The sequence below is a fragment of the Pseudomonas mendocina genome (genome assembly GCF_003008615.1).
Taxonomy (GTDB): domain Bacteria; phylum Pseudomonadota; class Gammaproteobacteria; order Pseudomonadales; family Pseudomonadaceae; genus Aquipseudomonas; species Aquipseudomonas mendocina_C.
In genome coordinates this window covers 324,497-345,995 of the sequence record NZ_CP027657.1, presented here as the reverse complement: position 1 = coordinate 345,995, position 21,499 = coordinate 324,497, and the positions used below count along the sequence as shown (strand labels likewise).

Sequence of the window (21,499 nt, the reverse complement as noted above, 5' to 3'; positions counted from 1 at the left end):
GAGCAGTGCAATGCGCGAACGCAAAGCCTGGTTGATCCTGCATGGCAAGCAGGCGCTGAACGAAGAGGTGAGGGCAGCGGTGAACGGCCTGCGCGAGCGCGGCTGGGATCTGGCCGTGCGCGTGACCTGGGAGGGCGGCGACGCCGAACGTCTGGTACAGGAAGGACTGGATGCCGGTTACCCGACGCTGATCGCTGGGGGCGGTGATGGCACCCTGCGTGATGTAGTCGAGGCGCTGGTCAAGGCGCAGAGTGACGCCAGCCTGGTTCTGCTGCCGCTGGGCACGGCCAACGACTTTGCGCATGCCGCCGGGGTTCCGCTGACGCCTGCCGCGGCGCTGGCGCTGCTGGAGGTCGAGCCGGTGGCCGTGGACGTGGGCATGGCGGGCGAGCGTGCCTTCCTCAATATGGCCACAGGGGGCTTCGGTTCCAACGTCACCGCCAACACCCCGGAAGAACTCAAGAAAGTTCTCGGTGGTGCCGCCTATCTGCTGACCGGGCTCAGCCGTTTTTCCGAAGTACGTGCGGCCGCCGGTCGGTTTCACGGGCCGGACTTCGAGTGGCAGGGCGAATTCCTGGCGTTGGGTATCGGCAACGGACGTCAGGCTGGAGGCGGGCATCTGCTCTGCCCGGACGCGACAGTCGACGATGGTCTGCTGGACGTGTGTATCGTGCCTGCGGCGCAGGATGTGGTGAGTACCCTGGGTACTCTGCTGTCAGGCGGCATGCATGGTCTGCAGAGCGTCGCGATCAATGCGCGACTGCCCTGGCTGGAGGTGGAAGCGCAGGAAGGGCTGGATTTGAACCTCGATGGCGAGCCGATGGAAAGCAAGCGTCTGCGCTTCAGTGCACAACCTGGCGCGTTGCGTCTGCATCTACCCAGGCATTCGCCGTTGCTCGCTGGTCAGGCGCCTGGGGCTGAGGCATGATGGCTGCGCGCCAGCAAGGCTTCAGTCTGCCGGCAGTCCGCCGATAACCCGAACGGCAGACTAGACTCAACCTATATACCTCGGAGCGCATGATGGCTGGCATCCTCGATTCAGTAGATCAACGCACGCAACTGGTCGGCGAGAACCGCCTGGAAATCCTCATGTTCCGCCTGGCCGGTCGGCAGTTGTTCGCCATCAACGTGTTCAAGGTGCAGGAAGTCCTGCAGATGCCCAAGCTCACGCTGATGCCGCAGCGTCACCGCTTCGTCTGTGGCGTGGTCAACCTGCGTGGCCAGACCCTGCCGGTGATCGATCTATCCCAAGCCATCGGCATGCGTCCGCTGGTGCCGGATGAGCGCAGCACCATCATCGTCACCGAGTACAACCGCTCGGTGCAGGCCTTCCTGGTCGGCAGCGTCGATCGCATCCTCAACCTCAACTGGGAATCGATCCAGCCGCCGCCCGGTGGCGCCGGTCGTCAGCATTACCTGACGGCGATCACCAAGGTCGACGAGCAGATTGTCGAGGTCATCGATGTGGAAAAGGTGCTGGCCGAGATTGTGCCGATGAGCACCAAGGTCTCCGAAGAAAAACTCGCCGATCCGCTGTTGGAAAAGGCGCGCGGACGCGAGGTGCTGCTGGTGGACGACTCCAGCGTCGCTCTCAGCCAGCTGCGCGATACCCTGTCGCAACTGGGCATGCGGCTGCACATGGCCAGCGACGGTCTGAAAGCCCTTAACCTGCTGAAGAAGTGGGCTGACACCGGCGAGGTCATGACCGACAAGCTGCTGATGATCTTCACCGATGCCGAGATGCCGGAAATGGACGGCTATCGTCTGACCAGCGAGATCCGCAGCGACCCGCGCCTCAAGGATCTCTACGTCGTGCTGCATACCTCACTGTCCGGCAGCTTCAACGAGGCGATGGTGAAAAAGGTCGGTTGCGACAACTTCCTCTCCAAGTTCCAGCCGGACAAGCTCGTCGACGTGGTTCGTCAACGGCTGGAGCTGGACGAACCCCGCTAGCGTTGGCGTAGGGCGGGTGACGCCCGCCGAGTGCTGATGGCCGCTTGTATTCGCAGCTGATCTGCAAATTTTCCAAAGTATTGGTGCTTGTGAGCATCGCCGTCAGCTCGTATAACGGCGTTTTGCCAACAGGAACCTGACCCATGCTGAGTCTCTCGGGGCTGTACCGTTATCCGCTCAAGTCTGGCCGCGGCGAAGTGTTGCAGCGCAGTGCGGTTCACGGTCTTGGCCTGCAGGGCGATCGGCGCTGGATGTTGGTCGATGCCGACAATGGCCGTTTCATCACCCAGCGCCTGTTGCCGCAGATGAGCCAACTGAGCGCCCTGTACGATGCGCGCGGTGGCCTGACCTTGAGTGCGCCGGGCCGTGACGATCTATCGGTGACGCTGCCTGACCCTGAGCAGGAGCTACGCGGCGTCATCGTCTGGCGCGACAGCCTGCGCGTGCCGGATGCCGGCGATGAAGCGGCCGAATGGCTCAGCGCACTGCTGGGTAAATCCTGCCGACTGGTGCAGGTGCCGGAGGAGCGTACCCGTCAGGTCGATACCGCCTATGCCCAGCCAGGGGATCGTGTGGCATTCGCCGATGGTTTCCCGTTGCTGCTGATTGGTCAGGCGTCGCTGGACGATCTCTCCCAACGTGTCGGGCAGCCGCTTTCCATGCTGCGTTTTCGTCCCAATCTGGTCGTTACCGGCAGTGAGCCCTATGCCGAAGACAGCTGGAAGCGCATCCGCATCGGTGAGGTGGAGTTCGAGGTGGCCAAGGGCTGCTCGCGCTGCATCCTCACCACCATCGATCCGCAGACCGGCGAGCGCAACGCCCAGCGCGAACCGCTGGCTACGCTCAAGACTTATCGGGAACGCGATGGAGATGTCTACTTCGGACAGAATCTGCTGCCCCGCGGTATTGGTGAGCTGCAGGTAGGCCTGCCGGTCGAAGTACTGGGGTAGGGTGCGCCGTGCGCACCGGGATGATCCGCGAGCTGCTGGAACATCCGCGCCTAGGGATGGAGGCGGGCGGTGCTGGGCCGAGATTCATGCGGTACTGAGGTGGAGTGTCGTCCGACCCTGGCGTAGGAAGTAGAGAGCCCCGATCAGACACCGAGTCCGATCGGGGCTTTTACATTACTGATCGTCGAAGAAGCGTTCGTTCCACGCCACCAACGGATGCGGCGCGTTGAGTTTCTGGCCGTAGATCACCGAGTAAGAAAGCACGTTCTGCACGTACTGGCGGGTTTCGTCGAACGGAATGTTCTCCACCCAGACGTCATAACTGAGGTGATTGGCGCCACGCAGCCACTGGCGGACACGGCCGGGGCCGGCGTTGTAGGCTGCCGAGGCGAGTACGCGGTTGCCGTTGAACTGACCGTACACCTGGCTCAGGTAGGCGGCGCCAAGCTGGATGTTGGTGTCCGGGTTGAGTGCCTGCTGTGGCGACGCCAGGGGGATGCCGAACTTGCGCGCGGTTTCCTTGGCTGTACCCGGCATCAACTGCATCAGACCCATGGCACCGGCGTGGGAACGGGCGTCGGCCATGAAGGCGCTCTCCTGGCGGGTGATGGCGAACACCCAGCTCGAGTGCAGGTCACGGCGCTTGGCTTCACGCACCAGCTCGCTGCGGTGAGCCATGGGGAAACGCACTTCCAGGTCGTCCCAGTACTGGGCCTGGCTGATGGTGCGGATGGCTGGGAAGTACCATTCCATTTCGTAGGCGAGGCGCGCCTGGGCCACCAGTTCGTCACGGCTGAACAGGCGGCTGACGTGATACCACTCGCGGCGCCCGTCGACGATCTGGCCGCGCGCATGGAATTCCATGGCGCGCTTGATGCCGGCGGTGTTGCGCACTTTTTGCACCACCTTGGGATCGAGGGCCAGTGGCTGGTTGTTCAGCGCATAGGGCGCCTTGACCTGATCCGCCGCCATGAAGCCATAGAAGTCGCGTTCCTTGGCCAACGCCTGGAACAGTACGGCCGGTTGCTGACTGTTGGGTTGCGCCAGTTGCAGGCTGCGTGCGTTCCAGTAGCGCCAGCGGTTGCTGCTGGCCAGGTCGGACGGCATGCGCTGGGTCAGCTGGTAGGCCTCTTCCCAGCGGCCATGACGCAGCAGCAGGCGTGCACGCCATTCGCTGACAGTGTTGTCACGCAGTTGCGGGTCGTACTTGGTCATCACCTGCAGGCCGCGCAGGTCGAAGCGCTGCGCCAGGCGCAGGCCGATCTGCCGGGCGATGGCGACTTGTTCGTCGGAAGAGAACTTCATGCGCTGGGCGTAGCCGTCGAGCAGGGCCATGGCGTCTTCCGGGTTTTGCCGGGCCAGGCGGCGCAGACCGAGGCCGACCACATCGCTCATGGCGTCATCGGCTGGCGCGAAGCGTGCGGTGTTCTTCAGCAGTTGCGGTTTCTGCGCCACCTCGACCATCAGCTTGCCGCGTTCGCCAAGCGTCGGCATGCCCTTGATCAGGAAGTTGGCCAGGCCATAGTTGCCACTTTCCACCGCCAGCTTGGTGCGCTGCCAGCGACGTTGCTCGGTGAGCTGGCCATTGGCGGCCCAGCGCTCGAACAGCGGATCGCAGGCATTGGGTTGGGATTTGCCCACCAGCCATAGTTTCTCGGCAGTGGCGTTGCCTTCGGCGGTCAGGCCGTGGCTGAGCTGGTATTGGCCGTAGAGGCAATCCAGTTCGGTGAAATTGAGCTTGGCGTCATAGTGGTCGAGGAAGGGTTTCCAGTCACCCCGTTCGGCCAGAGCGCGCAACCAGCGCAGTTTCATCCAGTTGGCCTGGGGCAGGTCACCATGTTCGGCAAGAAACTTTTCTACTTCCGCATTGCTCGCCGATCTCAGGCGATTGGTCAGCTCGTCATAGGCCAAGTAGGGCGTCAGCGGGTAGTCGCGCAGGGCGCTGGCATAGCGTTGGTAAGGGCCTGCGTCGCCCTTGGCCAAAGCACGCTTGGCTTCGTCGTAGTACTGGCGTTGTTGCGCCAGGTTGGCGGCTTCGGCACTGGCCAGGCCAGCAGTGGTGGTGAAGATCAGGCAGGAAACTACAGAAAGAAGGCGACCGCGCATGGCATTTCCAGGGGGCAAGCAGAGAGTGGGGCAACACGTTCCGTGTCGTCGCATACCCTTAGCTTAGCGCTTCGGCGGGGCGCGGTGAATGCCGTCGCGCCAGATGGACACATGCAGAAAAAATGCGTGGCGCAGTGCTATTGCAGGTGCGTTGCTGAAGCACCGGCTACCGGGGCGGAAACGGCTACAGCCTGTCTGCAACTCGGGTAGAATGCGCCCCCTGTTTCTGGAGATGCCCATGACCCTGCTCAAGTTTGCCGATGTATCCCTCGCCTTTGGCGCCATGCCCTTGCTCGACGGGGTGTCCTGGCAGATTGCCCGGGGCGAACGGGTGTGCATCATCGGCCGCAACGGTACCGGCAAATCGAGCATGCTGCGCCTGGTCAAGGGCGACCAGATGGCCGATGACGGCGAGATCTGGCGTGCACCGGGGCTGAAGATCGGCGAGTTGCCGCAGGAGCTGCCGCGTGCCGACGAGCGCACGGTGTTCGACGTGGTCGCCGAAGGTCTGGCCGGCGTGGGTGAGTTGCTGGCGCGTTATCACCACCTGGCGCAGAACATCCAGGGTGACGACGACCTCGAGCAACTGATGCACGTGCAGCAGGAGCTGGAGGCCAAAGACGGCTGGCGCCTGCAGCAACTGGTCGACAGCACCCTGAGCCGCCTGCAGTTACCGGCGGACAAGACTCTGGCCGAGCTTTCCGGTGGCTGGCGCCGCCGCGTGCTGTTGGCCCAGGCGCTGGTGTCCGAGCCGGATCTGCTGCTGCTCGACGAGCCCACCAACCACCTGGATATCGGCGCCATCGCCTGGCTGGAAGAGGCGCTCAAGGACTTTGGCGGCGCCGTGCTGTTCATCACTCACGACCGCTCTTTCCTGCAGAACCTGGCTACGCGCATCCTCGAACTGGATCGTGGCGGCCTGATCGACTGGAACGGCGACTATGCCAGCTTCCTGGTGCACAAGGAGCAGCAACTGGCTGCCGAGGAAACGGCCAACGCGCTGTTCGACAAGCGTCTGGCTCAGGAAGAAGTCTGGATTCGCCAGGGCATCAAGGCGCGTCGTACCCGTAACGAAGGACGTGTACGTGCGCTCAAGGCGATGCGTGCGGAGCGCTCCGAGCGGCGTGAGCGCCAGGGCAAGGCGAGCATCCAGATCGAGACGGCGGACAAATCCGGTAAGCAGGTGATAGTGGCAGAAAATGTCAGTTTTGCGCACGCAGGGGGAGTGCCGCTGGTGCGCGATTTCTCTCTGGTGCTGCAGCGTGGTGATCGTATCGGTCTGCTCGGAGCCAACGGCACTGGCAAGAGCACGCTGTTGAAACTGCTGCTCGGCGAGCTTGAACCCACTGCTGGCACGATAGTGGCAGGTACGAAGCTGGAGGTGGCGTACTTCGATCAGTTGCGTCATCAGTTGGAGCCGGAAAAGACCGTTATCGACAACCTGGCTGAGGGGCGCGACTTCATTGTCATCGACGGTCAGAGCCGTCATGTCCTCAGCTATCTCGGAGACTTCCTGTTTAGCCCGCAACGTGCGCGTACACCGGTGAAAGCACTTTCCGGTGGCGAGCGTGCGCGCCTGCTGTTGGCCAAGTTGTTCAGCAAACCAGCGAACCTGCTGGTACTGGACGAACCGACCAACGACCTGGACGTGGAAACCCTGGAGCTGCTCGAGGAGGTGCTGCTGAGCTTCCCGGGTACCGTGCTGATGGTCAGCCACGACCGGGCATTCCTCGACAACGTGGTGACCAGCACCCTGGTGTTCGAGGGCGAAGGCAAGGTGCGTGAGTACGTCGGCGGCTATCAGGACTGGCTACGTCAGGGCGGATCGCCCCGTCTGTTGGGCGTTGGCGAGAGCAAGTCGGGCAAGGCCGAACTGGCGAGCGCGATTGTCGAGACAACAGCTCCCTCCACAGCAAATCAGGCCGCGACAGATGCCGTTGCCGAGCCGAAGAAGAAACTGAGTTACAAGCTGCAGCGCGAGCTGGAAGCAATTCCCGGGCAGATCGATGCCCTGGAGCAGGAAATGGCGGCGCTGCAGGCGCAGATCGCCGATCCGGGCTTCTATCAGCAAGCGTCGCAGATCACCACACAAGTGTTGGCGCGCCTCGATGACCTGCAGACGGAGTTGGACAGGTTGATCGAGCGCTGGGCAGAACTGGAAGCCTAGTAAAGAGGCTGTTCCCGTTTGCGCAGCTGCGTCGAAAACGGGAACAGACTCAAAAGGGGACGGAGAACCGCATGGCCATCGAGTACCGCATTACTCTCGACGACAATCATCAGTTCAGCTACAGGATCGAGCTGAACCGTGAGTACGATTCAGAACAAGCGCGGCAGGCACCCGCCTGGACCCGCCTGGAACATCAACAATGCAGCAATTGTCCGCTTAGCCGCGAGCAGTTCAGTCACTGCCCGGCGGCAGTCGACCTGCATCGTGTGATCGAGGATTTCCGTGGCCTGCCGGCCTTCAAGAAAGCCAGTGTCTGGGTGCGTACTCCCGAGCGGGAGTACACCAAACACTTGAGCCTGGAGGAGGGGCTGCGCGCCTTGCTCGGGGTGATCATGGCCACCAGCGCGTGCCCGTTGCTGGGGCGCTTGCGGCCGATGGCGCAGCACCATCTGCCGTTTGCCAACAATCAGGAGTTCATCTTGCGCGCCGTGTCGCTGTACCTGACGCGGCAGTATTTCAATATGCGTGAAGGGCGCTTGGCCGACTGGGAATTGAAGGGGCTGGTTCGCCTGTTCCTGCAGCTCAAGTTGGTCAATCAGGCCTTCTGGCAGCGCATTCACGACACCTGTGAAGGCGACTCCAACCTCAAGGCCTTCCTCACCTTCTTCTCCATGTCATCGAGCATGACGGTGTCGCTGGAGACTCAACTGCAGAAGATTCGCCCGTTGATCATGAGTGCGGGCGATTCATTCGAGTAACCGTCGAGGTGCGCGGCGCGCACCTCATACCCTGCGGCTATCTCTCGTTGCGTGAGCTTGCAGCCCCGCGACACGCTAAATATCAGGCGCTTTTTTCCGCTTTCTTCAGGCGCACCGCGAGCACGTCGCAGGGCGCACCGTGCAGCACGTCGTTGGCGGTGGAGCCGAGCAGCAGGGCCAGGCCGTGGCGACCGTGACTGCCGACGACGATCAGGTCGCAACCTTGCTCTTCGGCCAGGCGGTGGATTTCCTGGCGCGGCTGACCGTAAGCCAGGTGGCGCTGGTCTGCAGTGAGTTCCGGGTATTTGCCGGTAAAGCTGTCCAGACGTTCGCGTGCTTGCTCGAACTGCTGCTGTTGCAACATCGAAAGATCCATCGGTACGTCGCCGCCAAACGCCATGGCCATCGGCTCGACGATGTGCACCAGGGACATCTTGGCACCACTGGCCTGAGCCAGCTTCTGTGCGCGAACCACCACGGGATCGCATTCTTCGGTCAGGTCGACGGCGACCAGAATGTGCTGATAGGGCATGGCGAACATCTCCTAAGGTTGAAAATGGCTCTACATCAAGTATGGCCCCATTGCATGAGACAAGTGGTGATTTGTCGTGACACTTTGCTGCAATGGATAAAGAAAGGCCCGGTGCGAACACCGGGCCTAACGGGGCCAGGCAGGCCGGAAAACAGGGGTATTACAGTTGACTGGCGGCGTATTGTGCGGAAACGCCCTCCAGTCCTTCGATGATGCTGTCGGAGTACTTGCTGATCAGGAAGGGTACTGTGTTCTCGTTGTAGTTACGCAGGGATTTCTCGATATAGCGCCACTTGGTGCCAATGGAGTTCAGTGCGGCAGTGATCTGCGGGGTGTTCTGCTGGGCACTGCTGAGGCTGTCGAGCTTGTTGGCGAATTCTCCAGCCAGCTCGTCGATGGCGCGTTCCTCGCCGCCGCCGAAGAAACTGGCGCCGACCGAGGCGCTGCGTGAAGCATAGTCCAGGGCGATATTCTGCATCAGCAGGCTCTGCTCACGGCTTTTCTGAGTGAGTGGCGGGACGCTCTGGCCACTTTCCTGCTGAATCTTCTGATACAGCTCCTGGCTGATCGCCATCAGGCGCTGGTTGCTGTCGGCCAGGTCGGCGACCGGTTGCAGGTCGGTGAAACCCTGGGTGCGCATGGCATCCATCAATGCCTGCAGCCCGCTACGGTAGTTTTGCCAGTTGCTTTGCAATTGCGCCCGCAGTGCCTTGCTGGCGTCCCCAGGCATCTCGCCCAGGCCATCCAGATGCGCTTGGCCTTCCTGCAGCGACTCGCCAATCATCCGGGCGTAGCGCTGATCCCCCTCCATGCCGTTGTACATATAGAAGTCACCGAGGCTCTTCTGTGTCGCCAGGCGCAACTGATGCAGGCGTAGCAGATCGTCGGACGGGGCTGCGTTGAGTATGAGCGGGGAGAGGAATGCGAAAAGGAAAGCGAGCAGGGCGCTCAGGGGAAATGCAAGCGAACGGCGGCTCGACATTGGCGACTCCGTGTGGCCCATCGTGGGGCTCGATTTGTTTTTGTATTGCCTTCGGATGGCGCTATGCCAGCTGAAAGTGAGACGACTGTACCCGGAGCTTGGCGATTTGGCTAGGCACTCGGGTATCCCTGCAACAAACCCGAAAATGCCCGCAATGGCGCGATATTGACGCTATTTATCGGAATCGGCTGAAGGCCGCGAATGACCGGGCTTGCAGAATTCGTCGAGAAATCGACGAAAAGAGGCCAATTGACAAGTGCAGGCTTTTCCCTGATGGTGTGCACACCCAAATCAAACGGGCGTATGAATTGAGCGTTTGCCTTATCAGGCGCGCCACTACAGCCCGAATATCGCGTCGGTGGGTGTGTCGTACCGATTGGAGCTATGCTCGACGGCTGTGCCGTGAGCTGGCCTGCCGGTTGGCTCCGATGTGTACTGTTCAGCTTCCATACCGTGGAGATCAGTTGATGATTTACGAAGGTAAAGCCATCACGGTTAAGGCTCTTGAGAGCGGCATCGTCGAATTGAAGTTCGACCTCAAGGGTGAGTCCGTCAACAAATTCAACCGTCTTACCCTCAACGAGCTGCGCGCCTCCGTCGACGCGATCAAGGCTGACGGTTCGATCAAGGGCGTGATTGTCACCAGTGGCAAAGACGTGTTCATCGTCGGTGCCGATATCACCGAATTCGTCGACAACTTCAAACTGCCCGACGCAGAACTGGTGGCTGGCAACCTGGAAGCCAACAAGATCTTCAGTGATTTCGAAGACCTCGCCGTGCCGACCGTCGTCGCCATCAACGGCATCGCCCTGGGTGGCGGTTTCGAGATGTGTCTGGCCGGTGACTACCGTGTAATGAGCGAGACTGCCAAGATCGGTCTGCCGGAAGTCAAGCTGGGTATCTACCCGGGCTTCGGCGGTACCGTGCGTCTGCCGCGTGTGATCGGCACCGACAACGCTGTCGAGTGGATCGCCTCCGGCAAGGAAAACCGTGCCGACGACGCGCTGAAAGTCGGCGCCGTCGATGCTGTGGTCGCACCCGCCAAGCTCCAGGACGCTGCATTGGATCTGGTCAAACGCGCCATCTCCGGCGAGCTGGACTACAAGGCCAAGCGTCAGCCCAAACTGGAAAAGCTCAAGCTCAACGCCATCGAGCAGATGATGTGCTTCGAGACCGCCAAGGGCTTCGTCGCTGGCCAGGCTGGCCCGAACTACCCGGCGCCGGTCGAGGCGATCAAGACCATTCAGAAGGCCGCCAACTTCGGCCGTGACAAGGCGCTGGAAGTCGAAGCCGCCGGCTTCGTCAAGCTGGCCAAGACTTCGGTGGCCGAGAGCCTGATCGGTCTGTTCCTGAACGATCAGGAACTGAAGAAGAAGGCCAAGCACCACGACGAAATCGCTCGCGACGTGAAACTGGCTGCCGTACTCGGCGCCGGCATCATGGGCGGTGGTATCGCCTATCAGTCGGCCTCCAAAGGTACGCCGATCCTGATGAAGGATATCCGTGAAGAGGGTATCCAGATGGGCCTGAACGAGGCCTCCAAGCTGCTCGGCAAGCGTGTCGAGAAGGGCCGCATGACGCCGGCGAAGATGGCCGAAGCTCTCAACGCCATCCGCCCGACCATGTCCTACGGTGATTTCGGCAACGTCGACATCGTCGTCGAAGCCGTGGTCGAGAACCCGAAGGTCAAGCAGATCGTGCTGGCCGAAGTGGAAGCCGTTGTGCGTGAGGACGCCATCCTGGCCTCCAACACCTCGACCATCTCCATCAGCCTGCTGGCCCAGGCGTTAAAGCGTCCGGAAAACTTCGTCGGCATGCACTTCTTCAACCCGGTGCACATGATGCCGCTGGTGGAAGTCATCCGTGGCGAGAAGTCCAGCGAAGTGGCCGTGGCCACCACCGTTGCCTACGCCAAGAAAATGGGCAAGAACCCGATCGTGGTCAACGACTGCCCCGGCTTCCTGGTCAACCGCGTGCTGTTCCCGTACTTCGGCGGCTTCTCCAAGCTGCTGGGCTTCGGTGTCGACTTCGTGCGCATCGACAAGATCATGGAGAAGTTTGGCTGGCCCATGGGCCCGGCTTACCTCTCCGACGTGGTCGGCATCGACACCGGCCACCACGGTCGTGACGTGATGGCCGAAGGCTTCCCGGATCGCATGGCCGTGGAAGGCAAGACTGCCGTCGACGTGATGTACGAAGCCAACCGCCTGGGCCAGAAGAATGGCAAGGGCTTCTACGCCTACGAGACCGACAAGCGCGGCAAGCCGAAGAAGGTCTCCGACCCGGCTGCCTACGAGCTGCTCAAGTCCATCGTGGTCGAAGAGCGTGAAGTCACTGACGAGGACATCATCAACTTCATGATGATCCCGCTGTGCCTGGAAACCGTTCGTTGCCTGGAAGACGGCATCGTCGACACCGCAGCTGAGGCCGATATGGGTCTGATCTACGGCATCGGCTTCCCTCCCTTCCGTGGCGGTGCGCTGCGCTACATCGATTCGATCGGTGTCGCCGAGTTCGTCGCCCTGGCCGACAAGTACGCCGACCTGGGCGCGCTGTACCACCCGACCGCCAAACTTCGCGACATGGCCGCCAAAGGCCAGAAGTTCTTCGGTTAAGCGCGCAATGACTAGAGCGAGAATGAATATATGAGCCTGAATCCTAGAGATGCAGTGATCGTCGACTTCGGTCGTACCCCGATGGGTCGTTCCAAGGGCGGCATGCACCGTAACACCCGCGCAGAGACGATGTCCGCGCACCTGATCAGCAAGCTGCTGGAGCGTAACGCCAAGGTCGATCCGGCCGAAGTGGAAGACGTGATCTGGGGCTGCGTCAACCAGACCCTGGAGCAGGGCTGGAACATCGCGCGCATGGCGTCGCTGATGACCCAGATCCCCCACACCAGTGCCGGCCAGACCGTCAGTCGCCTGTGTGGTTCGTCCATGAGTGCCCTGCACACTGCCGTGCAGGCGATCCAGACCGGCAACGGCGACGTGTTCGTCGTCGGCGGTGTGGAGCACATGGGCCACGTCGGTATGATGCATGGCGTCGACCCGAACCCGCACCTGTCGCTGTACGCCGCCAAGGCGTCCGGCATGATGGGCCTGACCGCTGAAATGCTGGGCAAGATGCACGGCATCAGCCGTGAGCAGCAGGACGCCTTCGGTGAGCGTTCGCACCGCCTGGCACACAAGGCCACCGTCGAAGGCAAGTTCAAGGATGAAATCATCCCGATGCAAGGCTACGACGAGAACGGTTTCCTGAAGATGTACGACTTCGACGAAACCATTCGTCCGGAAACCACCCTCGAGAGCCTGGCGGCGCTGAAGCCTGCGTTCAACCCGAAAGGCGGCACCGTGACTGCAGGTACTTCCTCGCAGATCACCGACGGTGCTTCCTGCATGATCGTCATGAGCGCCCAGCGTGCCCAGGATCTGGGCATTCAGCCGATGGCTGTGGTTCGCGCCATGGCCGTTGCCGGTGTCGATCCGGCGATCATGGGTTACGGCCCGGTTCCGTCCACACAGAAGGCCCTCAAGCGCGCCGGTCTGAGCATGGCTGACATCGATTTCGTTGAACTCAACGAAGCCTTCGCGGCCCAGGCTCTACCGGTGCTGAAGGATCTGAAGCTGCTCGACAAGATGGAAGAGAAGGTCAACCTGCACGGCGGCGCGATCGCTCTGGGTCACCCCTTCGGTTGTTCCGGGGCCCGTATCTCCGGTACCCTGCTCAACGTCATGAAGCAGAACGGTGGCACTTTCGGTGTCTCCACCATGTGTGTGGGCCTTGGCCAAGGCATCACCACCGTCTTCGAGCGCATTTAAGCGTTAGCGGACAGAAACCGGGGCCCAGTGCCCCGGTTTTGCTTTTTACGGCTTTTTATTTCGGGAACCGCTCATGCAGTTGCAGCCAGGACTCTATCGTCATTACAAAGGCCCGCAGTATCGCGTATTCGGGGTGGCGCGCCACTCCGAGAACGAGGAAGAGGTGGTGGTCTACCAGGCGCTGTACGGCGAATTCGGCCTCTGGGTGCGGCCGCTGAGCATGTTCCGTGAAGAGATCGAGGTGGACGGCAAGCGTGTTCCACGCTTTGCTTTGATTCAGGCTGAAGTCAGCCCTATCGGTAGCTCGGAAGTCTGACTGCGCAGCCCCTGCGCTTGACCTTCGCTTGGTCACCACTATATATAGCGGGGCCTTAAGGCTCCCTGCCTTCTATATTTCGCAATTCAGGAATTTTCTGATCCATGGGCAAATCGCTGGTCATCGTGGAATCCCCGGCCAAGGCCAAGACCATCAACAAGTACCTGGGCAGCCAGTACGTGGTGAAGTCGAGCATCGGCCATATCCGTGACCTGCCTACCAGCGGCTCGGCAAGTGCCACCAAGGAGCCTGCCAAGCGTGGCAAGGCGGCCGGTGAAGCGCCTGCGCTGTCGCCCAAGGAAAAGGCCAAACGTCAGCTGTTCACGCGTATGGGGGTCGACCCCGAGCATGGCTGGAAGGCCAAGTACGAGATCCTGCCCGGCAAGGAAAAGGTGATCGAAGAGCTGCGCCGCCTGGCCAAGGATGCCGACACCATCTATCTCGCAACCGACTTGGATCGCGAGGGGGAAGCCATCGCCTGGCACCTGCGCGAGTCCATCGGTGGCGATGACAGCCGCTACAAGCGCGTAGTGTTCAACGAGATCACCAAGAAGGCGATTCAGGAAGCCTTCTCCAAGCCTGGCGAGTTGGATATCAACCGCGTCAACGCCCAGCAGGCGCGGCGTTTCCTCGACCGTGTGGTCGGCTATATGGTCTCGCCGCTGCTGTGGGCGAAGATCGCTCGCGGTCTGTCTGCCGGTCGTGTGCAGTCGGTGGCGGTGAAGCTGGTCGTGGCGCGTGAGAAAGAAATCCGCGCCTTCGTCCCGGAAGAATACTGGGAAGTGCACGCCGATCTGGGCACCGCGAAGAACGCCAAGGTGCGCTTCGAGGTGGTGCGCGAAGACGGCGCGGCCTTCAAACCTGTCAACGAAGCGCAGGCCATGGCCGCGCTGGAGAAGCTCAAGGCCTCCAGCTACAGCGTCGTCAAGCGTGAAGACCGCCCGACCAGCAGCAAACCCTCGGCACCGTTCATTACCTCCACCCTGCAGCAGGCGGCGAGCAATCGCCTGGGCTTCGGGGTGAAGAAGACCATGATGATGGCCCAGCGTCTCTACGAGGCTGGCTACATCACCTACATGCGTACCGACTCGACCAACCTGTCGAACGACGCGGTGGAGATGGTGCGTGGCTTCATCGGCAGCGAGTACGGCGACAAGTACCTGCCGGGCAAGCCCAACCTGTATTCGAGCAAGGAGGGCGCTCAGGAGGCGCACGAAGCGATTCGTCCGTCCGACGTCAACCTGCGCCCGACCCAGCTGTCCGGCATGGAGCGCGATGCCGAGCGCCTGTATGACCTGATCTGGCGCCAGTTCGTCGCCTGCCAGATGCCGCCGGCCGAATACCTGTCCACCAGCGTCACCGTGGCTGCCGGCAACTTCGAGCTGCGCGCCAAGGGCCGCATCCTCAAGTTCGACGGTTACACCCGCGTGCTGCCGCAGCAGAGCAAGCCGGGTGAGGACGATGTCCTGCCGGAAATGAAGGAGGGTGAGGGCCTCAAGCTGATCCAGCTCGATCCCAGCCAGCATTTCACCAAGCCGCCGGCGCGTTATTCCGAAGCCAGCCTGGTCAAGGAGCTGGAAAAGCGTGGTATCGGCCGTCCGTCGACCTACGCGGCGATCATCTCCACCATTCAGGATCGTGGTTATGTCACGGTGCATAACCGCCGCTTCTATGCCGAGAAGATGGGGGATATCGTCACCGAGCGTCTCGACGAGAGTTTCGCCAACCTGATGGATTACAGCTTCACCGCCACCATGGAAGAGCATCTCGACGATGTGGCCCAGGGTGAGCGTGAGTGGAAAAACCTGCTCGATGAGTTCTACGGCGACTTCAAGAAGAAGCTCGAAGCAGCCGAGGCCGGCGAGGGTGGCATGCGTGCCAACCAGCCGACCCTGACCGACATCCCCTGCCGCGAGTGCGGTCGGCCGATGATGATCCGTACCGCCTCTACCGGCGTGTTCCTCGGTTGTTCCGGTTATGCGCTGCCACCGAAGGAGCGTTGCAAGGCCACCATCAACCTGGTGCCGGGCGACGAGATCGCTGCAGACGACGAGGGTGAGTCCGAGTCGCTGGTGCTGCTCGGCAAGCATCGCTGCCCGATCTGCTCCACTGCCATGGATGCCTACCTGCTGGATGAGACCCGCAAGCTGCATATCTGCGGCAACAACCCCGATTGCAGCGGCTACGAGATCGAGCAGGGCCAGTACCGCATCAAGGGCTACGAAGGCCCGAGCCTGGAGTGCGACAAGTGCGGCAGCCAGATGCAGCTCAAGACCGGCCGTTTTGGCAAGTTCTTCGGTTGCACCAATACGAGCTGCAAGAACACCCGCAAGCTGCTCAAGAATGGTGAAGCGGCGCCGCCGAAGATGGACAAGGTGGACATGCCCGAGCTCAAGTGCGAGAAGGTGGACGACACCTACGTGCTGCGTGACGGTGCTTCAGGCCTGTTCCTCGCTGCCAGCCAGTTCCCGAAGAACCGCGAGACACGCGCTCCGCTGGTGCTGGAGATCGTTCCGCACAAGCATGAGATCGACCCTAAGTATCACTTCCTTTGCGAGGCTCCGCAGAAGGATCCGGATGGCCGCCCGGCAGTGATTCGCTACAGTCGCAAGACCAAGGAGCAATACGTGCAATCCGAGGTCGATGGCAAGCCGACCGGCTGGCGTGCGTTCTACGATGGTGGCAAGTGGAAGGTCGAGGACAAGCGCTGATCTCAGTGCTCTGACGAGATGCGCGTCTGGCTACAGGTCGACGCGCGTATCATGACCCGATCTGCTGTGGAGGTCGCCGCAATGGCCAAAGAAATCTATACCCGCACCAATCAAAAGATCTTCTTCGCCGGTATCGCCTTGGATAACTGGCGCAAGGCAGAGGCTTCCACTGCATTCAACGTGCAAGCGCTGGTGCAGGCCGAGCGCGAGGCTGCGCTGTTTCACCTGTATGGCGGACTGCTCGGGCTGTGTCACGAAATTGCCGGCTACTACCGTATGAACGACGCTACGCCCTCGCGTGTCGAGGCCTTCGTTCAGCAGGCGGTGCTCGATGGCGCGCCCAGCCCGGAGTTGGCTGAACTGGTCGAGCTGGCGCAACAGCGTGAAACCTGGATGGCGCAGCTGTTGGCTGCCTATGCCGCGCTGTTTCAGCCTCCGCGCGAGGAGCGCAAGGCCAAGGTAGACCCGTCCATGCCGTTGATCACGGCCGTCAGCGTGGTGGAAGAGCCGATTGAGCTGAGTCTCGACGATGTCGAAGCCTGGCGGCAGGATCTCAAGGCGTTGGTGCTGCGCTACCGTGAAGGGCTCAGCGAATGCTGATTGCGCATATCTGGACAAGTGGGCTGGGGATGACCCCTGTCGGCTGTTACAATGGCGTGTTTTCGTACCGAGACTGACCCATGCCTACATCCTTTCTGGAAATCGTCGAACTGCCCGATGGGCGTATTGCCCTGCGCCGTGCAGAGGATGAAGAGGCGCTGGTGACTCTGGATTTCTCTGCCGATGCCAAGGCCTTTTTGCAGGGCCAGCATGTCGAGGTGGCCAAGGCCATGCTCAATGTGGGTGTACAGATGGCTGGGCGATTGGCTGAAGGTGATTTCAGCAGCGAGGACGAAGGGCCGCGCGTGCTGCACTGATGACTGTTGGTCGCAAACGAAAACGGGCTCCCATGGGAGCCCGTTTTCGTTTGCGTACCATCAGCCCAGGCTGATGTTGAGGCTCTCGGCTTTGCCAGCCTGCGCCGCTTTGGCGAGGCGTAGGCGAGTACTGTGCTCGACAGGGTGAAGCCAACTGATAACGGTATGGCTGCGGCCGAGCTTGAGTGCTTCTTCGGCCAGTTCCATCGCGCTCTGACCCTGGCGTGGGTGCAATAGCAGAATGCGTTCGCGGTTCAGTCCGGCATCGCGTAGCCAGGTTTGCGTCAGGCTGGCCGGTGGCGCTACAAGGGTTAGCCAGCGTGCGTCCTGATTCTGGCTCAGCTCTCGGAGAATTGGTGCCAGCAAGTGCAGGCAGTGGCCGGCCGCGCCGCGTAGCGCCAACTCGCTGAAACCCTGATCGTCTTCTAACGAGGGAGGAGCATCACCTAACAGGGTGTCGGGAGACGCGCCTGCTAGAAAGGCGTTGAACAGAGGAAGTTGGGGGCGCTCGAACGACTGCTGCAACTGCATGGGAGTCTCCTGTGGCGCTTATCGGCGAATCACGCCGACGCTCAGACCTTCGATCACCAGATCCTGGTGCTCGAGATCCACTTCGATCGGGGAAAATTCCGGGTTCTCGGCTATCAGCCAGACTTTGTTGCCTTCGCGCTTGAAGCGCTTGACCGTTACTTCATCGTCGATGCGGGCGACCACGATCTGACCGTTGCGCGCTTCGCGGGTGGTGTGTACGGCGAGTAGATCACCATCGAAGATGCCAATGTCCTTCATGCTCATGCCGCGTACGCGTAGCAAATAGTCGGCTTTGGGCTGAAAGAATGCCGGGTTGATCTGGCAGGATTCTTCGACGTGCTGTTGGGCGAGAATCGGTGCGCCGGCAGCGACGCGGCCAATCACCGGCAGACCTTCATCTTCGTTGGCTGCGCCTGGCTCGAAGCCTGGAATGCGGATACCGCGAGAAGCGCCCGGTGTCATCTCGATGGCGCCTTTGCGTGCGAGGGCCTTGAGATGTTCCTCGGCAGCATTGGGGGATTTGAACCCAAGCTCCTGAGCGATTTCCGCTCGAGTCGGCGGATAACCATTGTCTTCCAGGCAGCGCTTGATGAACGCGAGAATCTCGGCTTGGCGTGGCGTCAGTTTCAACATGGCGGGCTCTGTCTTTTTATACAGTGACTGGAATTATATACAGTAACTTGGTCTTGGCAACGATCAATTTCTCTCTTTATCCGCTGGCGCTGTAGCGTGGGTTGATGAATGCGCGTCATTGCCTGTTGTAAGCTGTGACCGATTGGCCAAAAGACGGCCGATGCGGCTTGACAATTCAATGGGCTGAAACGTATGTTTCAAACGAGTGTTTGTCAGGTGATCATTCATGGCTCAGTCGGAAACCGTTGAACGCATTCTTGATGCAGCGGAACAGCTGTTCGCGGAAAAAGGCTTCGCCGAAACTTCGCTGCGTCTGATCACCAGCAAGGCTGGAGTGAACCTGGCTGCAGTCAACTATCACTTTGGTTCGAAGAAGGCGCTGATCCAGGCCGTTTTCTCGCGTTTTCTCGGGCCCTTCTGTACCAGTCTCGAAAAAGAGCTCGACCGTCGCCAGGCCAAGTCCGACGTTCAGGTATCGCTGGAGGAGTTGCTCGAGTTGCTGGTCGAGCAGGCACTGGCGGTAAAGCCGCGCAGTGGCAATGACCTCTCCATCTTCATGCGTTTGCTCGGTCTGGCATTCAGTCAGAGCCAGGGCCACCTGCGCAAATACCTGGAAGAGGTGTACGGCAAGGTGTTTCGCCGCTACATGCTGTTGGTGCACGATGCTGCGCCGCGCATTCCTCCGCTGGAACTGTTTTGGCGGGTGCACTTCATGCTTGGCGCTGCGGCGTTCAGCATGTCCGGTATCAAGGCGCTGCGCGCCATGGCCGAAACCGACTTCGGTGTGAACACTTCCATCGAGCAGGTCATGCGCATGATGGTGCCGTTCCTCGCCGCCGGTATGCGTGCCGAGACGGGGGTTGCCGATCCTGCCTTGGCCGCCGCCCAACTCAAGCCGCGTAACAAGGTCGTGAGCGCGCCGGCCAAAGCTTGACTGCGGTGGGCTTGGCGCTAGTCATCCGCTAAGCTAGACCCATGCCGGATCTCGACTTACTGCATATCTCCATCGCCGATCAGATGCTCTACGGGTTTCATGTGGGCCGTCTGTTCATGCGTCTTCCTGTCTCCACCGCACTCAATGGGGCGGGGGAAAACAACGGCAGTGGTTGTACTCCTCGTGGTTTGCATCAGGTGCGTGCGCGTATTGGCGCCGGGCTGCCACTGGCGGCGGTATTGCGTGGGCGGCGCTGGACGGGTGAGGTCTGGTCGCCCGAGCTGCACCAACAGTTTCCCGGTCGTGACTGGATTCTTACCCGCATTCTTTGGTTGAGCGGCCTGGAGCCAGGACGTAATCGCCTTGGTTCGGTCGATACTTTTCGTCGCTATATCTATCTGCACGGCACGCCGGACACGGAACCCATGGGCACGCCGTTGTCACATGGCTGCATTCGCCTGCGCAATGCCGACATGCTGACCTTGTTCGAGCGTGTACCGGTGCACTGTCAGGTGCGTATCGATGAGGCAGCATGCCCGCGGTGGGCGGCAGAACCCGATTTTCAGTAAGGAATACTCTTATGCAAGGCTCTTTGATGATGGACATCGCCGGCACCTGGCTGACCGCGGAGGATCGTCAGATGCTGCGCCAGCCGCAAGTGGGCGGCCTGATCATCTTTGCGCGCAATATCGAGTCGCCGCGCCAGGTGCGTGAGCTCTGCCAGTCGATTCGCGCGCTGCGCCCTGATCTGCTCTTGGCGGTGGATCAGGAGGGAGGCCGGGTACAGCGTCTGCGTCAGGGCTTTCTACGGCTGCCAGCGATGCGTGCGATCGCCGACAACGATGATGCTGAGACTCTGGCCGAGCATTGCGGCTGGCTGATGGCGACCGAAGTGCTGGCGGTCGGGCTGGATCTGAGTTTCGCGCCAGTGCTGGATCTTGATCACCAGCGCAGCGCGGTGGTTGGCAGTCGGGCTTTCGAGGGCGATGCGCAGCGTGCCGCGTGCCTGGCCGCCGCTTTCATTCGTGGTATGCGCCAGGCCGGCATGGCGGCTACCGGCAAGCATTTCCCGGGGCATGGCTGGGCAGAGGCCGACTCGCATGTAGCGATTCCGCGAGACGAGCGTAGCCTGGAAGCGCTTCGCGCTCGTGACATGCTGCCGTTCAAGCTGCTGGCTGGCGAGCTGGATGCGGTGATGCCGGCACATGTCATTTATCCGCAGGTAGACGAGCAGCCCGCTGGTTTTTCACGCCGCTGGCTGCAGGAGATTCTGCGTGGTGAGCTGGGCTTCGATGGCGTTATCTTCAGTGACGACCTGTCCATGGCCGGCGCTCATGTGGCGGGTGATGCCGGGCAGCGCATCGAGGCGGCGCTGAGTGCGGGTTGCGATATGGGGCTGGTGTGCAATGACCGTGCAGCCGCCGAACTGGCCCTTGCCACTCTGCAGCGCTTGAATGTGACCGCTTCGACGCGCTTGGCGCGCATGCGCGGTCGTGCCCATGCCTGCACCGATTATCGCCAGGTGCCACGTTGGCAGCAGGCGGTGTCCGCTCTGCGCGCCGCTCAATTGCTGGCTTGAAGCCTACTGGGGTGGGGCAGGGCGCGTAGGGTGCGCCGTGCGCACCGACGAGTTCATCAGGTGCGCGCGGTGCAAAGATGGATCAGAGCGGGCTGATGCGGATCAGCACGCCCAGGCTGCCGTGATCGAGATAGGTGAGCGCGTTGTCCTTCAGGCGCTGGGCGACTTTTAGGTGTTCACTGGCTTCCAGCAGACCGTCGCTGCTGAAGCGGTTGATCCACAGTTCGATATCCAGATCGGTGAATCGCTCCTGTACGAAATTCAATGTGCCCTCAACCGGGTAGTGGCCAAAGTGCGCCTCGCCGCTGCTGATGGCTGCGCGATTTGGATTGCTGCCCAGGGTCTGGCCCCACGCCTTGTGCAGCAGCACCTGGTAGCCATTGCTTGCATTGAGTTTGGCAGCCTCGTCGTCGAGTGTCGTGGGGCGTTCGCTGCCGGCGATCGGTAGGGCGGTGCCGGCCCAATCGTCCGGTGCAACCTTGGGAGCTACCACTGGCTCGCCAGCCTGGCGAAACACCAGCACCTCCACCTGGTAAAGGCGTTCGGCGAAGGCGCTCGGTGCGAGCAGGCAGAGCAGCAGGGCGATCAGGTGCAGTGGGCGCATGGAGG

The 21,499-nt window shown here is 61.2% G+C and carries 20 protein-coding genes; 14 read left to right on the top strand and 6 right to left on the bottom strand.

Features of this window, described 5'->3' with window-relative positions:
- Nucleotides 1-10: 10 nt before the first annotated feature.
- The 3 genes from yegS to C7A17_RS01695 all read left to right on the top strand — a co-directional run bounded on the left by yegS (nucleotide 11) and on the right by C7A17_RS01695 (nucleotide 2,903).
- Entirely contained in the window at nucleotides 11-928 is a 918-nt protein-coding gene (yegS, locus tag C7A17_RS01705; RefSeq protein WP_106736379.1) for a lipid kinase YegS, read from the top strand.
- A gap of 92 nt (nucleotides 929-1,020) precedes the next feature.
- On the top strand, nucleotides 1,021-1,953 hold the full coding sequence (locus tag C7A17_RS01700) for a chemotaxis protein CheV (protein WP_106736378.1): 933 nt from the start codon (nucleotides 1,021-1,023) through the stop codon (nucleotides 1,951-1,953).
- Nucleotides 1,954-2,096: 143 nt separating this feature from the next.
- Nucleotides 2,097-2,903 (top strand): MOSC domain-containing protein, encoded by an 807-nt coding sequence (locus C7A17_RS01695; RefSeq protein WP_106736377.1) that lies wholly within the window; start codon nucleotides 2,097-2,099, stop codon nucleotides 2,901-2,903.
- A gap of 174 nt (nucleotides 2,904-3,077) precedes the next feature.
- On the opposite strand, the gene C7A17_RS01690 is transcribed toward C7A17_RS01695, so the two are convergent.
- On the bottom strand, nucleotides 3,078-5,009 hold the full coding sequence (locus C7A17_RS01690; protein WP_106736376.1) for a transglycosylase SLT domain-containing protein: 1,932 nt from the start codon (nucleotides 5,007-5,009) through the stop codon (nucleotides 3,078-3,080).
- 238 nt (nucleotides 5,010-5,247) lie between these two features.
- Here C7A17_RS01690 and C7A17_RS01685 point away from each other — a divergent pair, with 238 nt between their 5' ends.
- The gene (locus tag C7A17_RS01685; RefSeq protein ID WP_106736375.1) at nucleotides 5,248-7,176 is read left to right on the top strand and encodes an ATP-binding cassette domain-containing protein; all 1,929 of its coding nucleotides are present in this window, start codon (nucleotides 5,248-5,250) and stop codon (nucleotides 7,174-7,176) included.
- A gap of 71 nt (nucleotides 7,177-7,247) precedes the next feature.
- Entirely contained in the window at nucleotides 7,248-7,934 is a 687-nt protein-coding gene (locus C7A17_RS01680) for a DUF6901 family protein (RefSeq protein WP_106736374.1), read from the top strand.
- A gap of 82 nt (nucleotides 7,935-8,016) precedes the next feature.
- Here the strand turns inward: C7A17_RS01680 and C7A17_RS01675 are convergent, their stop codons facing one another.
- Both C7A17_RS01675 and C7A17_RS01670 read right to left on the bottom strand, forming a co-directional pair.
- The gene (locus C7A17_RS01675; RefSeq protein WP_106742671.1) at nucleotides 8,017-8,466 is read right to left on the bottom strand and encodes a universal stress protein; all 450 of its coding nucleotides are present in this window, start codon (nucleotides 8,464-8,466) and stop codon (nucleotides 8,017-8,019) included.
- A 160-nt stretch (nucleotides 8,467-8,626) separates the two neighbouring features.
- Nucleotides 8,627-9,448: a hypothetical protein gene (locus C7A17_RS01670; protein ID WP_106736373.1), complete on the bottom strand. Its 822-nt coding sequence runs from the start codon at nucleotides 9,446-9,448 to the stop codon at nucleotides 8,627-8,629.
- Nucleotides 9,449-9,915: 467 nt separating this feature from the next.
- Here C7A17_RS01670 and fadB point away from each other — a divergent pair, with 467 nt between their 5' ends.
- The 6 genes from fadB (at nucleotide 9,916) to C7A17_RS01635 (ending at nucleotide 17,213) form a co-directional block, all read left to right on the top strand.
- Nucleotides 9,916-12,063, top strand: coding sequence for a fatty acid oxidation complex subunit alpha FadB (gene fadB, locus C7A17_RS01660; RefSeq protein WP_106736372.1), 2,148 nt, complete (start codon nucleotides 9,916-9,918; stop codon nucleotides 12,061-12,063).
- Nucleotides 12,064-12,093: 30 nt separating this feature from the next.
- On the top strand, nucleotides 12,094-13,269 hold the full coding sequence (gene fadA / locus C7A17_RS01655; RefSeq protein ID WP_106736371.1) for an acetyl-CoA C-acyltransferase FadA: 1,176 nt from the start codon (nucleotides 12,094-12,096) through the stop codon (nucleotides 13,267-13,269).
- Between the two features lie 73 nt (nucleotides 13,270-13,342).
- Nucleotides 13,343-13,585 (top strand): DUF1653 domain-containing protein, encoded by a 243-nt coding sequence (locus C7A17_RS01650; protein ID WP_106736370.1) that lies wholly within the window; start codon nucleotides 13,343-13,345, stop codon nucleotides 13,583-13,585.
- Nucleotides 13,586-13,689: 104 nt separating this feature from the next.
- Nucleotides 13,690-16,296, top strand: a complete 2,607-nt coding sequence (gene topA, locus C7A17_RS01645) for a type I DNA topoisomerase (RefSeq protein WP_106736369.1) — start codon at nucleotides 13,690-13,692, stop codon at nucleotides 16,294-16,296.
- A gap of 81 nt (nucleotides 16,297-16,377) precedes the next feature.
- Entirely contained in the window at nucleotides 16,378-16,896 is a 519-nt protein-coding gene (locus C7A17_RS01640) for a DUF6586 family protein (protein WP_106736368.1), read from the top strand.
- Between the two features lie 80 nt (nucleotides 16,897-16,976).
- A complete protein-coding gene (locus tag C7A17_RS01635; RefSeq protein ID WP_106736367.1) occupies nucleotides 16,977-17,213 on the top strand; it encodes a hypothetical protein in 237 nt (78 codons plus the stop codon).
- A 60-nt stretch (nucleotides 17,214-17,273) separates the two neighbouring features.
- Here C7A17_RS01635 and sulA read toward each other — a convergent pair whose 3' ends face one another.
- Together sulA and lexA are read right to left on the bottom strand one after the other, a co-directional pair.
- Nucleotides 17,274-17,744 (bottom strand): SOS-induced cell division inhibitor SulA, encoded by a 471-nt coding sequence (gene sulA, locus C7A17_RS01630; RefSeq protein WP_106736366.1) that lies wholly within the window; start codon nucleotides 17,742-17,744, stop codon nucleotides 17,274-17,276.
- Nucleotides 17,745-17,762: 18 nt separating this feature from the next.
- Nucleotides 17,763-18,377, bottom strand: a complete 615-nt coding sequence (lexA, locus tag C7A17_RS01625; protein WP_106736365.1) for a transcriptional repressor LexA — start codon at nucleotides 18,375-18,377, stop codon at nucleotides 17,763-17,765.
- Between the two features lie 226 nt (nucleotides 18,378-18,603).
- On the opposite strand from lexA, the gene C7A17_RS01620 reads away from it, so the two are divergent.
- Genes C7A17_RS01620 through nagZ form a run of 3 tightly spaced genes read left to right on the top strand, consistent with a single transcriptional unit; the run spans nucleotide 18,604 to nucleotide 20,890 of the window.
- Nucleotides 18,604-19,311 (top strand): TetR/AcrR family transcriptional regulator, encoded by a 708-nt coding sequence (locus C7A17_RS01620; RefSeq protein WP_106736364.1) that lies wholly within the window; start codon nucleotides 18,604-18,606, stop codon nucleotides 19,309-19,311.
- Nucleotides 19,312-19,352: 41 nt separating this feature from the next.
- Nucleotides 19,353-19,880 carry a L,D-transpeptidase gene (locus tag C7A17_RS01615; protein WP_106736363.1) on the top strand — a complete coding sequence of 176 codons (528 nt, stop codon included), beginning with the start codon at nucleotides 19,353-19,355 and terminating at the stop codon, nucleotides 19,878-19,880.
- Nucleotides 19,881-19,891: 11 nt separating this feature from the next.
- On the top strand, nucleotides 19,892-20,890 hold the full coding sequence (gene nagZ / locus C7A17_RS01610) for a beta-N-acetylhexosaminidase (protein WP_106736362.1): 999 nt from the start codon (nucleotides 19,892-19,894) through the stop codon (nucleotides 20,888-20,890).
- An 82-nt stretch (nucleotides 20,891-20,972) separates the two neighbouring features.
- Here the strand turns inward: nagZ and C7A17_RS01605 are convergent, their stop codons facing one another.
- Nucleotides 20,973-21,494 carry a CsiV family protein gene (locus C7A17_RS01605; protein ID WP_106736361.1) on the bottom strand — a complete coding sequence of 174 codons (522 nt, stop codon included), beginning with the start codon at nucleotides 21,492-21,494 and terminating at the stop codon, nucleotides 20,973-20,975.
- Nucleotides 21,495-21,499: the final 5 nt, after the last annotated feature.